The 15,265-nt window shown below is 42.7% G+C and carries 16 protein-coding genes; 3 read left to right on the top strand and 13 right to left on the bottom strand.

The annotated features are described in order from the left end of the window. The 5 genes from FTU09_RS11040 to FTU09_RS11060 form a co-directional block, all read right to left on the bottom strand. Window positions 1-145: GTP-binding protein (locus FTU09_RS11040; RefSeq protein ID WP_257218308.1), on the bottom strand; the 145-nt coding region annotated here is incomplete at its 3' end. Window positions 146-240: 95 nt separating this feature from the next. Then, on the bottom strand, window positions 241-2,376 hold the full coding sequence (gene fusA / locus FTU09_RS11045) for an elongation factor G (RefSeq protein WP_180080324.1): 2,136 nt from the start codon (window positions 2,374-2,376) through the stop codon (window positions 241-243). A gap of 131 nt (window positions 2,377-2,507) precedes the next feature. Next, window positions 2,508-2,978 carry a 30S ribosomal protein S7 gene (gene rpsG, locus FTU09_RS11050; protein WP_004975277.1) on the bottom strand — a complete coding sequence of 157 codons (471 nt, stop codon included), beginning with the start codon at window positions 2,976-2,978 and terminating at the stop codon, window positions 2,508-2,510. A gap of 179 nt (window positions 2,979-3,157) precedes the next feature. After that, the gene (rpsL, locus tag FTU09_RS11055; RefSeq protein WP_000246374.1) at window positions 3,158-3,532 is read right to left on the bottom strand and encodes a 30S ribosomal protein S12; all 375 of its coding nucleotides are present in this window, start codon (window positions 3,530-3,532) and stop codon (window positions 3,158-3,160) included. A gap of 139 nt (window positions 3,533-3,671) precedes the next feature. Further along, complete coding sequence (locus FTU09_RS11060; RefSeq protein WP_179989098.1) at window positions 3,672-5,180, bottom strand: EcsC family protein; 1,509 nt, start codon at window positions 5,178-5,180, stop codon at window positions 3,672-3,674. Window positions 5,181-5,464: 284 nt separating this feature from the next. Here FTU09_RS11060 and FTU09_RS11065 point away from each other — a divergent pair, with 284 nt between their 5' ends. Both FTU09_RS11065 and hemJ read left to right on the top strand, forming a co-directional pair. Then, on the top strand, window positions 5,465-6,694 hold the full coding sequence (locus FTU09_RS11065; protein ID WP_004975268.1) for a beta-ketoacyl synthase N-terminal-like domain-containing protein: 1,230 nt from the start codon (window positions 5,465-5,467) through the stop codon (window positions 6,692-6,694). An 18-nt stretch (window positions 6,695-6,712) separates the two neighbouring features. Then, entirely contained in the window at window positions 6,713-7,165 is a 453-nt protein-coding gene (hemJ, locus tag FTU09_RS11070; RefSeq protein WP_004975266.1) for a protoporphyrinogen oxidase HemJ, read from the top strand. Window positions 7,166-7,282: 117 nt separating this feature from the next. Here hemJ and FTU09_RS11075 read toward each other — a convergent pair whose 3' ends face one another. Both FTU09_RS11075 and FTU09_RS11080 read right to left on the bottom strand, forming a co-directional pair. Further along, window positions 7,283-7,630 carry a hypothetical protein gene (locus FTU09_RS11075; RefSeq protein WP_004975264.1) on the bottom strand — a complete coding sequence of 116 codons (348 nt, stop codon included), beginning with the start codon at window positions 7,628-7,630 and terminating at the stop codon, window positions 7,283-7,285. Between the two features lie 118 nt (window positions 7,631-7,748). Next, window positions 7,749-8,396, bottom strand: a complete 648-nt coding sequence (locus FTU09_RS11080; RefSeq protein WP_180080327.1) for an HAD-IA family hydrolase — start codon at window positions 8,394-8,396, stop codon at window positions 7,749-7,751. Window positions 8,397-8,484: 88 nt separating this feature from the next. Between FTU09_RS11080 and FTU09_RS11085 the strand changes: the two genes are divergently transcribed. After that, window positions 8,485-9,252, top strand: coding sequence for a hydroxymethylpyrimidine/phosphomethylpyrimidine kinase (locus tag FTU09_RS11085; protein ID WP_131261907.1), 768 nt, complete (start codon window positions 8,485-8,487; stop codon window positions 9,250-9,252). A gap of 63 nt (window positions 9,253-9,315) precedes the next feature. Here the strand turns inward: FTU09_RS11085 and FTU09_RS11090 are convergent, their stop codons facing one another. The 6 genes from FTU09_RS11090 to FTU09_RS11115 all read right to left on the bottom strand — a co-directional run bounded on the left by FTU09_RS11090 (window position 9,316) and on the right by FTU09_RS11115 (window position 15,244). Continuing rightward, a complete protein-coding gene (locus FTU09_RS11090) occupies window positions 9,316-9,954 on the bottom strand; it encodes a nuclease-related domain-containing protein (protein ID WP_004975258.1) in 639 nt (212 codons plus the stop codon). Between the two features lie 51 nt (window positions 9,955-10,005). After that, a complete protein-coding gene (locus tag FTU09_RS11095; protein WP_004975257.1) occupies window positions 10,006-10,497 on the bottom strand; it encodes a methylated-DNA--[protein]-cysteine S-methyltransferase in 492 nt (163 codons plus the stop codon). Between the two features lie 95 nt (window positions 10,498-10,592). Continuing rightward, the gene (gene sugE / locus FTU09_RS11100; protein ID WP_180080330.1) at window positions 10,593-10,910 is read right to left on the bottom strand and encodes a quaternary ammonium compound efflux SMR transporter SugE; all 318 of its coding nucleotides are present in this window, start codon (window positions 10,908-10,910) and stop codon (window positions 10,593-10,595) included. A 146-nt stretch (window positions 10,911-11,056) separates the two neighbouring features. Next, window positions 11,057-12,118, bottom strand: a complete 1,062-nt coding sequence (locus tag FTU09_RS11105) for a cation transporter (protein ID WP_004975253.1) — start codon at window positions 12,116-12,118, stop codon at window positions 11,057-11,059. Between the two features lie 122 nt (window positions 12,119-12,240). Next, entirely contained in the window at window positions 12,241-13,212 is a 972-nt protein-coding gene (locus FTU09_RS11110) for a copper resistance protein B (protein ID WP_180080333.1), read from the bottom strand. Beyond that, window positions 13,199-15,244, bottom strand: coding sequence for a multicopper oxidase domain-containing protein (locus FTU09_RS11115; RefSeq protein WP_004975248.1), 2,046 nt, complete (start codon window positions 15,242-15,244; stop codon window positions 13,199-13,201). Before FTU09_RS11115 ends, FTU09_RS11110 begins: the two co-directional genes overlap by 14 nt. Window positions 15,245-15,265: the final 21 nt, after the last annotated feature.

Below are 15,265 nucleotides of genomic sequence, written 5' to 3' on the forward strand. Positions count from 1 at the left end.
CAGCGTAATCTTTCGCTTCACCACCAAACTTACGTGCACATACTGTAGCAATCGCAGCTGTTAAAGTTGTTTTACCATGGTCAACGTGACCGATTGTGCCCACGTTAACGTGTGGCTTATTACGTTCGAACTTAGCCTTAGCCATGAGATCTTCCTTTTTAAAACAACTCATGGAGGATCACTCCATGAGCATTAGGTTTTTTAACTATGAATTAGTTTGCGCTTATAGTAATCGAAAGATTACTCGTCGTCACCTTTTTTACCACCAGACTGGAATTTAGCAATGATGCCATCTGCCACGTTACGTGGAGTTTCAGCATATTTAGCAAATTCCATAGAGTAAGTCGCACGACCTTGAGACATAGAACGCATGTGTGTTGCGTAACCAAACATCTCTGCAAGTGGAACTTCTGCACGAATTGCTTTAGTACCACCAGGTAAGTCGTCCATACCTTGAACCATACCACGACGACGGTTTAAGTCACCCATGATATCGCCCATGTAGTCTTCTGGAGTTTCTACTTCAACTTTCATGATTGGCTCAAGAAGAACAGGATCTGCTTTCATGAAACCGTCACGGAATGCGTAAGAACCCGCCATTTTGAACGATAATTCGTCAGAGTCGACATCGTGGTAAGAACCGTCGAATAATGTCGCTTTAATGCCTACAACTGGGTAACCAGCCAAGACACCATTCTTCATACGTTCTTGGATACCTTTGTCTACTGCACCGAAGAATTCTTTAGGTACTACACCACCTACAACTTCTTCAGCGAATTCGTAGTCTTTACCAGCTTCAGGATCAAGCGGCTCTAAACGTACGAATACGTGACCGAATTTACCTTTACCACCAGTTTGACGTACGAATTTACCTTCTTGCTCAATCGTCTTTTTGATCGTTTCGCGGTATGCAACCATTGGTTTACCAATGTTCGCTTCTACGTTGAATTCACGCTTCATACGGTCAACGATGATGTCAAGGTGAAGCTCGCCCATACCCGCAATGATCGTTTGACCAGATTCTTCGTCTGTACGAACGCGGAATGATGGATCTTCTTTCGCCAAGCGACCTAAAGCAACTGACATTTTTTCTTGGTCAGCTTTAGTTTTAGGTTCAACAGCCAATGCAATTACTGGCTCTGGGAATTCCATACGCTCTAGTGTAATTACGTGGTTTTCGTCACATAATGTATCACCAGTGGTTGTATCTTTAAGACCTACACACGCTGCGATGTCACCTGCACGAATTTCTTCGATGTCGTGACGGTCATTTGCGTGCATCTGTACGATACGACCAATACGCTCACGCTTCATTTTCACTGGGTTATAAACCGGGCTACCCGCTTTAAGAACACCAGAGTAAACACGTACGAACGTTAAGTTACCAACGAATTTGTCGTTCATGATTTTGAACGCTAACGCTGCGAAAGGTGCTTCGTCAGACGCTTCACGAGAACCTTCAGTTTCGTCTTTGTCGTCTAAGATACCTTTGATCGCTTCAACGTCAGTTGGTGCAGGTAAGAATTCAATTACTGCGTCCAACATACGTTGAACACCTTTGTTTTTGAATGCCGAACCACACATTGCAGGTTGAATTTCACCCGCTAATGTACGTTGACGTAAACCAGCAACGATTTCTTCTTTAGAAAGTTCGCCATTTTCTAGGTACTTGTCCATGAGTTCTTCTGATGCTTCTGCAGCAGCTTCAACCATGTTCGTACGCCATTCTTCAGCAGTTGCTTGAAGGTCAGCTGGAATCTCACCGTATTCAAACTTCATACCTTGTGAAGCTTCATCCCAGATGATTGACTTCATTTCGATTAAGTCAACAACACCTGTGAATGTGTCTTCTGCGCCCACTGGAACAACGATAGGCACTGGGTTTGCACCCAAGCGAGTTTTCATTTGTTCAACAACGCGGAAGAAGTTTGCACCTGTACGGTCCATTTTGTTCACGAACGCTAAACGAGGTACTTTATATTTGTTTGCTTGACGCCATACAGTTTCAGACTGAGGTTGTACACCACCTACAGCACAGTAAACCATACATGCACCGTCAAGAACACGCATAGAACGCTCAACTTCGATTGTGAAGTCAACGTGTCCTGGGGTGTCAATTACGTTAATACGGTGTTGGTCAAACTGGTTAGCCATACCTTTCCAGAAGCATGTTACAGCTGCTGAGGTAATAGTAATACCACGTTCTTGCTCTTGTTCCATCCAGTCAGTTGTTGCTGAACCTTCGTGAGTTTCACCAAGTTTGTGACTTTCACCTGTATAGAACAAAATACGTTCTGAAGTTGTTGTTTTACCCGCATCGATGTGCGCAGAGATACCAATGTTACGGTAACGAGAAATTGGGGTTTGACGTGCCATGATTTCTAGCATTCCTAAATTTTGTTGTTTAAAACAGGACGCTTTAAGCTGCCTAGCAACTTAAAGCGATTTGATGACAATTCAGTGACAACCGATTCATCACCCTCCTGATTAGGGCCTGTTTTATCCGCTTAGAAACGGTAGTGAGAGAAGGCTTTGTTGGCTTCAGCCATACGGTGCACATCTTCACGTTTTTTGATCGCTGCGCCTTTACCTTCAGATGCATCAAGCAACTCGCCAGCAAGACGTAACGCCATAGTTTTTTCAGAACGCTTAGCAGCAGCATCTACCAACCAACGCATCGCTAAAGCAGTACGACGGGATGGGCGTACTTCCATAGGAACTTGATAAGTAGCACCACCAACACGGCGTGCTTTTACTTCGACCATTGGACGAACTTTTTCAAGCGTAGCTTCAAAAAATTCAACTGGGTCTACTTTAGATTTTTCTTGAACGCGGTCTAAAGCACCGTAAACGATACTTTCAGCAATAGATTTTTTACCATCTTGCATTACGTGGTTCATGAATTTAGCGATTGTTTGGCTGCTGAATTTAGGATCCGGAAGGATTTCACGAGCAGCGACTACGCGACGTCTTGGCATTTTAAACTACCTATAAATATGACACTTCAGGGTGATCCAGCCGTAGCACAAAGTGTCGTGTGCATTTCGCTGGCCTTACTACACGTCGCTTGAATTTCACAAAATTAAATGCAGAAATCAGACAAGCGAGACGATAAAGGATTGCAGTTCTACGAACTAAGGGCTTAATCTTTAAAAGATTATTTCTTAGGACGTTTAGCACCGTATTTAGAACGTGACTGGTTACGATCTTTCACACCAGCACAGTCTAAAGAACCACGAACGGTATGGTAACGTACACCTGGTAAGTCTTTAACACGACCACCACGGATAAGAACAACACTGTGCTCTTGTAGGTTGTGACCTTCACCACCGATGTAGCTAGAAACTTCAAAACCTGAAGTTAAGCGAACACGGCAAACTTTACGCATTGCTGAGTTAGGTTTTTTAGGTGTAGTTGTGTAAACACGTGTACAAACACCACGACGTTGTGGACAAGCCTTCAACGCAGGAACTTTTGATTTTTCAACCAAAGTCGTACGACCCTTACGGATCAACTGATTTGTTGTTGCCATGTGGCAATTCTCCCGTTAATAAAAAGCCCCAAAAACATACTACTTTTTGAGGGCATGCAATTGTAAGCGAAGATAGAAAAATGGTCAATATTTCATAGGCAGTTAAAATACCAACCAAATTTCTACTTATCACTTGTTTTTATTCAGCTTTTGGCTTGCGAGTACTTGTACGAGTTCTCGGCTTTTTTGTAACCTGCTTTGCAGTTTCTGTACTTGATGTTACTGGATTTTCCGAAACAGTTTCAGCCACTTGAGTTGAATCTTCCACTGGCTCCAAAGCATCTTCCAGCCTATATTCATCAATTTTTTCTGCAGGTACAGCAGGTTTTTGCGGTGCAACTTCAGCATGTGGCTCTAGCATTTGATCTGCCAATTCTTCTAGACCTTGCTGAATATTTTCATCGAGTTGTGCTGCAGTTGTTTCCACTTTGTCCGATTTTTTCTGCACTTTTACCGCTCGGATACTTTCATGGTCTGATACGGTTTGCACTAAAGCATCTGACGGCGCAGATTCCGCGCGCTCTTGCCCCGCTACTAATTCATCTTGCTCCGCATGTTTAGCTTCATTGCCCTTCAATTGCTCCAAGAGTTTAGGCGCAGCCTGTGCCAGCAATTCCAACGATTTTTCATACGCATGAATGGCTGATAAATTGCTGTCTTTATGCTGAATTAAATAGCTACGGGCATTGGAAAACACTTGCTGTGCCTTGTGATGCACATCTTCCACCAATTTCCAGCTATATACTGCACTCACCGATGCGGTTGCTACAGGCGTGAGTTTATTCAACATGGAAAACTTAGGTACATGATTCAACCACGGCCATTTGACTTGACCTTGCTCATTCAAGAAGTATTTCTTTAATGCCTCATAATCATTGCTTGAACCGAGCATATTTTGTAATTGATGCACATCATGAGTTTGCAGCATATTGGATAAGGTTTTTAGCCCCATCAGTACCGCTTGCTTTTCTGCAATGACGCCTAAATCAATTTGTTTAAAAATAAACTGAACAATTTCTTGCTCGGTGTCTTTGTTCAGTTCAAAACCGTATGCACGTCCCACCTGATAAATGGTACGCAAAGACATCACAATAGATGCAGGCACATCAATAGTTGAACCGATTACTCCTGTTGCACCTGTCAATGCGCCTTGCAGTGATGCAATCCATTTATTTTGTTCTGCGAGTGCCTGACTAATTCGTTTAGAACGATCTACATCTTGAGTCAATTCTTCTAAATCGCGTACGCCAGCCTGATCAAGCACATCATCAACAGAGCTGATATTGGAAGTAAAACTATTCAACTGATCAAATAGGTAATCTGAAATTTTGTCGGAAAAATCGGGCGACACAAAACTCGCCACCTGATTGACGCGGTTATAGTGACGACCTAAAAGCTGACGTGAAACTTGAGGCACATGCTGTCTGAGCATGTGTTGAGGATTGTCATATTGACGCGCTTGAAAAGCACTAAAGCTACGTGCCTGACCTTCAATAATTTGCCCTGATTTTGCACTGTGCTCATCCTTCGCTACAGTACCCGGTGCAACTTGCTGCAATACATGGATGCCTGTACTGCTGAGCTTTTTAGCCACCCCAATCGCATTCGAGAAGAATCCGCTTGATTGTTTATTCTTGGAATCTGACATTCTTACTCCTCATTTTTAATTTCTATGATTTATGGGTAGATACTAGGTGTAGTCTAAGTTTATCTCAATATGATTGTGTATCTTTTGGTTGGCTTCCTGCATCTCATTTACCGCTTCGCTGCGGTTTGATCTTCCCTGCAAAGTGGCATCATATTTGCCATAAGAATTCAAAATTCTTTCTGCTATTATGAACGCAATTGTAAGACATGAGTCATACCGTATCAGCGATTGCTTGGCAGTCACGGTGTTCGGCTCAACATTATCACCATAAAAGGGATCTGTAGATGAAACGTGTTGTAATCACCGGCATGGGCATTAACTCGTGCATTGGTAATACTTTAGAAGCTGTGACTCATTCTTTACAAAACGGTATTTCTGGGACACGTTCCAACCCAACTTATGCTGAACTTAATTTCAAAAGCCACGTAAGTGCAGCAGCAGAACAAAACTTTAACCACATTGACCGTAAATTAAAACGCTTTATGGGCGTGTGTGCGATGTACGCTTACAACGCTGCAGTAGATGCCATTGAACATGCGGGCTTAAAGCAAGAAGATTTAGCAGGCAACCCACGTTACGGTATCGCGGGTGGTTCAGGCGGTAACTCAACTGCATCTGTTGCAGAAATGATTGAGCTACTTGAAGAAAAAGGCGCACGTAAAATTGGCCCGTTCTTCGTACCACGTAACATGTCGAACACCATTACGGCAAACTTGGGTGTTGCGTTCAAATTACAAGGTATCGCGCACTCAATTACCAGTGCATGCGCAACTTCTGCCGATGCAATTGGTTATGCCTACAACCTAATTCAATTGGGTAAACAAGATTTAATGCTTGCAGGTGGCGGTGAAGAAGATCACTGGTCACAAAGCTTATTGTTTGATGCGATGGGTGCTTTGTGTTCTAAATACAACGACACACCAGAAACAGCATCTCGTCCGTACTCTGCAGACCGTGATGGTTTCGTCATTGCAGGTGGTGGTGGTTTCGTGGTTCTTGAATCACTTGAACACGCACAAGCACGTGGTGCAAATATTTTAGCTGAAGTGGTTGCGTATGCTGCAAACTCTGACGGTGCAGACATGGTTGCACCAAGCGGTGAAGGTGCAACACGTTGTATCTTGATGGCTTTAGACGAAGCGAAACAACACGGTGTAGACGCAATTGACTATGTGAACACACATGGTACTTCTACTCCAGCAGGCGACGTGACTGAATTGAAAGCCATGGAACGTGCGTTTGGTGAAGGTAAAGTGCCTGCTCTTAGCTCAACGAAGTCAATGACTGGTCACAGCTTGGGTGCTGCAGGCGTTCAAGAAGCAATTTATTCTGTCTTGATGATGCAAAACGACTTCATTGCACCAAACATCAACGTCACTGAACTTGATGAAGGCGCGAAAGCATTTGATATCGTACTTGAAAAACGCGACACAAAATTGAATACTGTGATGAGTAACAGTTTTGGTTTTGGCGGTGTAAATGCCTGCCTTATTTTCAAGAAGTGGGATGAATAATCTCCTATAGGATAGTCGATGGATGCACCTTCTGATGCTTTTTTATGGGTAAAAGCATTACATATTATTGCCGTGGTTTGCTGGTTCGCTGCATTGTTCTACTTACCACGTTTATATGTTTACCATGCCATGAGTGAAGATACACTGAGCCATCAGCGTTTTGAAATCATGGAGCGCAAGTTGTACCGAGGGATTATGTGGCCGTCTATGATTGCCACCCTCATCACGGCACACTTTTTGGTAGATTGGGGCGATGCGACCCGCAATTACCACGATGCGTTATGGTTTTACCTGAAAGTAGCATTGGTCGGTTTATTGGTGATTTACCATTTGGTTTGTGGCTATTACCGCCAAAAACTGATTGGCAATGCGCATTATAAATCACACAAGTTCTGGCGATTCTTCAATGAAATGCCGACTGTGCTGCTATTAGCGATTGTAATTTTAGTCGTGGTAAAACCACAGTTCTAAAATTTGAAACGCCAAGTATCCTGACATCTCAACCTGATTCGGTTGTAAAAAAACCTCAGTGCAAAGAACTGAGGTTTTTTTATGGGTGACAACTAAAAACAGCACTTATGCTTTAATTCAACGTATTTGTGAGTAAGGCTGAAAGCCCAATGCCGCTGCTTGTTTCTGCTGAGATTGAGGAATCGTGACAATAGCAATTTTTCCATCTGCACCACCACAGACCTGTGCATACATCCGCCCATCTGAACCTACACTGGCCCGCTTCACCTGAATCTGTGCTTGCTGTAAACGCTGAACAATTTCCGTAAGGGTTAAACCTGAATCTGGCTCACACTGTCGATGTTGCAATGATGTGTACATTTCGACCTGCGCAGTAGGTGTTGTGGATGTAGCAGCATGATTGGCACATGCAGTCATCAGTATTGAAACCGCTACTACTGCAATAGATTGACTAAATATCTTCATCACATACCCTCTTTCAATATTAAAATTAAATATTCAAATTAAATATTGAAGCACGATCTTTGCAATAACACTGCGCTAGAAATGCAAACAGATGTAAGCATCTCGCTCATCCAGATAACTATTCAAGCACCGACAAAATTTGCACAAAACACTGAATTCTATGTTTTGGTGCAGCCAAGTCTAACTCCTGAGCCGAACCATAGCCGTATTCGACTGCAACACAATCGACTCCATTGGCTCGTGCACCTAAAATATCGTGTTCACGATCTCCAATCATTAAACATTGTTCAGGTTGCAATTGTTCTTGCTGCAAAATATAGGCAATTAAATCCGCTTTATTGGTACGCTCACCATTTAGTTCGCTACCGTAGGGATATTCAAAATATTGTAATAAATCGAAGTGATCTAAAATTTGGCGTGCATAAATTTCAGGTTTGGCTGTTGCTAAAAACAGTCGATAGCCTTGCTGTTTTAAATCTGCCAATGTTGCAGCAACATCTTCAAAGACATGATTTTCAAATAAGCCTGTTGCAGCAAAACGCTCTCGATAGCCTGCTAAGGCTTGCTCTGCCAATACGTCATGCACATCTACATGAAGTAATTTTGCCAAAGAGGCTTTTAAGGGCGGCCCGATAATCCAATCAATATTTTCCGTATCTGCAATAGGATGTCCAACCTTAGCCAAACCATAACGCGCAGAAGCGGTAATGCCCTCTTTCGGGTCGGTCAGCGTGCCATCTAAATCAATTAAAAGGTTCTTTATCACAATGTCAGCCTATGTGCCTAAATGACTATCGAGTGTTACTCCAAAGTTGCCTATACTAACGTAAATAGAAGCAATTAAGGATATGTGTGTGCGACCAACAGTACTATGTTTTTCTGGTTTAGACCCTTCGGGTGGCGCTGGTTTACAGGCTGATATTGAAGCCGTTGGCAATAGCGGTGCACATGCAGCGATTGCCTGCACAGCACTGACCATTCAAAACTCTCAGCAAGTATTTGGCTTTGAAGCAACGTCTAAAGAATTGTTATTGGCGCAAGCCAATGCGGTGGTGAATGATTTGCCCATTAAAGTTGTAAAGTCGGGCATGTTGGGCACCACTGACAATATTGCAGCGCTGGCAGATTTTTTACGTGCACATCCTGATTATTTATATGTGCTTGACCCTGTTTTGGTTGCCAATAGTGGTGGTTCTTTAGGTAATCAAGCGACTTTGGTTCAGGCATTTGTCGAGTTGATTCCACTGGCGACTTTAATCACGCCAAATACTGTGGAATTACGTGCCTTAACGGGTGAAGATGATTTAGAACGCGCAACAGCTAAATTATTTGCAATGGGCGCGCAGGCCGTTTTGGTCAAAGGTGGGCATGAAGATACCCCTGATCATATTCGTAATGCACTGTATATTAACAATGAAATGGTTTCAGAAACCCGCTGTCCACGGCTTGAAGGTGAATATCACGGTTCAGGCTGTTCATTGGCGAGCTTTATTGCAGGGCGCTTGGCAATGGGAGATCAACTGAAACAAGCGGTACAACATGCTGAAACTTGGTTGTTTGGTGTGCTTAAATATGCGGAAACGCCTGTACCGAACGGACAGAAAATTCCGAAAAGGTTTTAGTGCTTATCGTTCAACTCCTTCAAACCCTGATCACCTTGTATCAGGGTTTTTCATTGCAACTTTTTAACGTTCGTGCCGTTGTTTCAAATTTTCGACATGTTGACGATTGGTTTTCCAAGACTTATCAAGTAGTTCTTTTTCAATTCTCAGCTGAATACGTTTCAGTTTCATCGGTGAAATGACTTCATGCCGAAAACCTTTGACATACTCAACCCATGCACTGCCTTTAAAAACATTGTTGGGCAAAGAGGTCTTAAACTCACAGTCTGGCATAAATACAATCACAGAATGCAGATATTCAGGCTCGACAATATCGCTCAATACTGATTCCAAAACTTTTATATGCTTATAGTTCTGATAGACAGGATTTTGAAACTTGTAGGTCTTTTTATAAATTTTTTGTGTCCATACTTTTTGGCGTTCTCCACCAAAAATCCAGCCTTTATAGTTTTTTGTTTCAATCACAAAAACCCCAAAAGGACTCAATAAAATATGATCTATTTGAGTTGTTCCTGCGAACTCATCAGGCAAAGTTACATCATTCAACAAGATATAACGTTCATCTAAATACAACTTCACATGCGTACTTACTGCGAGTTCCCCCACCTTTCCCTTTAGAAAAGGTTTGAAAATTTTGATCAGCCCTACACCTGCAACAAGCAGAATAAGCCACCAAAACTGCAACAATAATGTTTTTAACATTTCCCCTGCTCTATTTTATTTTGATCAAAATTGTTGTTGAATCTCAGTCATTTAAACTTTTGAAGTTGAAGATTCTAACTTTAACAAAATCGCTTTATTATCCAACCCGCCTGCAAAGCCCACCAATTTTCCACTTGCACCCACCACCCGATGACACGGTGCAATAATCGAAATTGGATTTTTGCCATTTGCCGCCCCTACGGCACGCATCGCATTCTCACTACCAACTTGTTCGGCAATTTGCTTATAACTACGAGTTTCCCCAAAAGGAATGCTTAATAACGCCTGCCAGACTTTCTTCTGAAATTCAGTGCCTTCAAAATCAAGAGGCACATCAAATTGCTGACGCTGACCTGCAAAATACTCTTGGAGTTGCTGCTGAGTTTTGAGCAAAATTGGATGATCATCTTGTCGAACTAAACTGGCTAAACGTACCCGTTTATGATCTTCGTTATCCCACATTACCGCAACCAATGCGTGATCGTGAGCCACCAATTTAAGCACGCCTACAGGAGTGTCCATTTCAGTAAATGCCAATTGCATTATTTTTCTCCTCAAGCAGATTGGGTATCAGGTCATCCTGTTTTTAACTCAAACCGATCTGTTATTGAGCACACACTAAAAGACTGCATTCCAAGTTAGCTGGATGAAATTTTCATAAGCACCAAACCTGAAATAATCAGAACTGCAGCCAACATACGCATAGCACTGGCAGGTTCGCCTAAAACAAAAATACCGACTAAAAATGAACCGACTGCGCCTATACCTGTCCAAATCGTATAAGCCGTGCCTAATGGCAAAGTACGCATGGCATAGGTCAAAAGCGCAAAACTTAAAATCATAAAAAAGATAGTCACGATACTGGGCGTTAATTTACTAAAGCCGTCAGACAACTTCATGGAGTATGCCCAAACCACTTCAAAAATACCCGCCAATATCAACATCATCCAGGCCATAACGCCCTCCTTCAATAGCATGAAATCAGGCCGTCCTGAAGATTTTTCTTGTCGAGTGTTCAGTCACTTTGACTATTTCTAAAAACCCAAACAAGGGAGGTCGTTCCTCCTGTTGCAATTTAAGCCACCGCGCAGCGATGATCCGTCTATTTTAAACTTAAAATTTTGCGCGCACCATTCAATACAAACATGGCCACAACTAAGCCAATAATCAGGTCTGGATAATTCGACCCTGTCAGCATCACCAAACCGCCCGCGATAATCACACCTAAATTCACAATCACATCATTGGCGGAAAAAATATAACTGGCTTGCATGTGGGTTCCACCATCTTTATGCCCTGAAATTAGCCATAAACAGGTGACGTTTGCCAGCAATGCCACAGCACCAATGACCATCATCAACATGGATTCAGGCTCACTGCCTAAGAAGAAACGGCGCAGGACATCAAAGATAACCAGTGCAGCCAAACCCAGTTGTACCCAACCAGACAAATGTGCAGCTTTGAGCTGTTTCTTGGCGGATTGACCCACGACAAATAAAGCCAAACCATACACGGCGGCATCGGCAAACATATCCAAGGAGTCAGCAATTAACCCAGTCGAAGATGCAATTAAACCTGCAATTAATTCCACCAAAAACATAGCGGCATTAATACCAAGCAAGGCATATAGCACTTTTTGTTGTGCAGCGCTGTTAGATACAGGCAGTTCAGTTTGTGTATTGGCTTCAGTCTGTTGCAACACAGCACCCAAACCCAATGCTTCTAATTTATGGGTAATTTCTGTGGCAGATTGGTTGCTGTGATAAACCTTTAAAAGTCGTGCAGGTGAATCAAAAGACAAGGCTGCAATATCATTATGATCTGCCAAAGCAATCCGCACCATTTGTTCTTCTGCGCCACAATCCATTTTAGGAATATGGTATGCACTCACCCACGGACTCAAAAGTTCCGAATCCAAAATTGTTGCTTTATCTGCCTTGGCAGTCGTTGCAGATGTACAGCTATTTTGATCAGCACAGCTTTTTTCTGTATCGCAAGACGAACCACAGCCTGTATCGCCACATGACTTGGAGTGTGTAGGCGCAGTTGCACAAGGCTGGTTTACATTTTTTTGCGTATCACAACCACAGCCAGTATTGTTTAGATTTTGGTTTTCTAAGTTTTTATCTTGATTCGATTGAGGATCTTGAGTTGATGAAGACATACGCCACACCCAAAAATACAATAGGCTCAGTATAAACCAAGCCTATGTATTTAGGGACAATCTATTCTATTTAGAAGCAGCAACGATCCATTGACTTAATCATTGATAAATACCCCTAATCATTAAAACCTGAAACGCAAGCCTATCGCATATAAGCCGCTCTGCTCGGAATCGGTTGCAGACTGCCAATCAGTGTGTTGATCACCTTTCGTATACTCATAACCTGCACTGATATACGGCATGATGTTCTTGCTGATTTCATAACGCATTTCCACACCCACAGCTGCGCGGTTGAGTCCTGTTTTTTTCGCATATTTGGCATCATCCTGCAGAATAACATCTACATCTAAATAAGGCTGTGCGATCAATTTCTGAGTCAATAACAGATCCCGTGTGGTTTCCAAACTCAAAGCCGCATATTGATCCTCACCCAAATAAAAATAAGCATCGGTTTCAAAAAAATATGGAGCTAAACCATGTAAGCCAAACACAGCGTCAAACTTATCTTCTCGGTCTGTTTGATGCTCTTGCTGATTCACTTCGTGTCGATAACGCACACCTGCTTGCACATCCCAAAAATCTGAAATCATACGACTGTATAACAACTTGGCATCATATTCAGTCGCTTGTGACTCTTGCTTATCGCTATGAATTTTCACAAACAACTTGTTTTCATCAGTTCCGATACGAGTTTGTAATTTAGATTTGAGCACTCCCTCGGCATGATCATTCACTTGCCATTGCGTATCTAAAGTGCTCACCGCGTACACCTGCGCACCATGTTCTTTACGATGATCGTGTGACTGCGACTCTTGCACGGACGAATCGGATTGATGCGATTGATGCGATTGATGCGATTGATGCGATTGATGCGATTGATGCGATTGATGCGATTGATGCGATTGATGCGATTGATGCGATTGATGCGATTGATGCGATTGATGCGATTGAGTATCAGCCTGAGCTGCAATTGTTGCAATCTCTGCTGAACTGGCATGTGCACTATGCACCTCTGTCGCTGCTAGCCCAACTGTACTGATGCAGCAGACAGAAATACTTAAAACTGTTTTCGCAAAAAGATTAATGTTGTGCATGTGCTGCTCCTTTTTGCGCTGTCGCTGAAGGGGTTTGAGTGGCTTGAATTGCTGTGGTTGAAAGCGGTTCATTTTCACTCACCTGCGCTACAATCAATTTATTCATCATTCCCGCGCTCATGTGATAGAGCAAATGACAATGTATTGCCCATTCACCTAATTCATCTGCAGTAAGCAGTGCAGTTACAGTTTGACCTGGCGGCACAATTAAGGTGTGTTTATTCGGCATTTCTGCTGCCGTTTGACCATTTTCCAACTGCATAAACATGCCATGTAAATGCATTGGATGTGCCATCATGCTGTCATTGATAAATTTAATCCGAATACGCTCACCATATTTCACCTTGAGTGGTGTGGCATCACTAAATTTCTTACCGTTGATTGTCCAGATATAACGCTCCATCGTACCGCCTAAACGCACGACCAATTCACTGCTTGGTTCACGTGTATCTGCTTGTGGCTGCAGCGATTTCAAATCTTCATAGTGCAAGGCTTTATGCCCCGCGGGTGTAGAAGCATTTGCCCATCCATATACCACCGCATTTTTGTGTTCTGTTGAAGGCATGCCATGTTGTGTATGCGTATTTTCAGACATTGTTGCATGGTTCATCTTGGAATGATCCATTTCCGACATTACCGCATGATTCATCTTGGAATGATCCATTTCTGACATCGCTACATGGTTCATCTTGGAATGATCCATTTCCGACATCGCTGCATGATTCATCTTGGAATGATCCATCTCCGACATTGCTGCATGGTTCATCTTGGAATGATCCATTTCCGACATCGCTGCATGGTTCATCTTGGAATGATCCATATCCGACATCGCTGCATGGTTCATTTTGGAATGATCCATTTCAGACATCGCTGCATGATTCATTTTTGAGTGATCCATTTCAGACATCGTTGCATGGTTCATCTTGGAATGATCATCGCCTGAATGCTCTGTAGCATGCCCCATATCTTGCATGGTGAGTAAAGCACGCGGGCGCGCTGCAGGGAGCTGTAGATTTGATGTTGCAGAATGAAGTTCACTCTGCAAGCTACCCACAGCAAAACCTGAGCGGTCTATTGATTCCGCTTCAATTTGATAATGCGCTGCTTGAGGTTCAACAATCACATCGTAGGTTTCTGCAGTGCCGATACGAAATTCATCCACAGTAACAGGTTTGACTGGCTGACCATCGGCACTGACCACTGTCATTTTTAAGTTTGGAATCCGCACATCATAAAACGACATGGCAGAGGCATTGATAAAACGTAAACGCACTTTTTCATTTGGCTTAAATACACCTGTCCAGTTCTGTTCAGGTGTCTTGCCATTCATTAAAAAAGTATAGCCTGTGACATCGGAAAGGTCGGTTTTCAGCATGCGCATCTGATTCCACATTTTGCGGTCTGACCATGTGGCTTTTAGCCCATCACGCTGTACTTGACGCCAAACATCACCTAAGGTTTCACGCTGATTTTGATAAAACTCGGCTGAAATTTTTAAATCTTTCTGAATTTGATTGCTAGATTTTTCATGAAAATCTGACAGCATCACCACATAATCACGATCTGTGTATTCATGTGCGTTTACGGCTGGCTTGGCTTTAGGATGAATCACCAAAGAGCCGTATAGACCATCTTGTTCCTGACCTTTGGAATGTGCGTGATACCAATAGGTACCACTTTGACGTACTTTAAATTGATAAACAAAATGTCCTTGTGGCTTAATCCCTTGAAAACCATTAAATCCAGGCACACCATCCATCAAACCGGGCAACAATAAACCATGCCAGTGAATAGATGAGTCCTGATTTTTTAATTGATTATTAACGTGAATTACCGCCTCATCGCCTTCTTCAAATTCGAGTGCAGGCGCGGGAAATTGTCCATTGACTGTAATACGTTGAACAGGTTTTCCCGTGATATTGACCGTTTGTTCTGCAATGGTCAGGTGATATTCCTTGACCGCAGCAAATGCAGAACTCGAACACAATGCACAGACTGTTAAAAACAGCGCAGGCTGATAAAATTTAGACATGACTTAATCCTTAAAATAAAA

This window comes from Acinetobacter sp. YH12058 (assembly GCF_013419805.1).
Taxonomy (GTDB): Bacteria; Pseudomonadota; Gammaproteobacteria; order Pseudomonadales; family Moraxellaceae; genus Acinetobacter; species Acinetobacter towneri.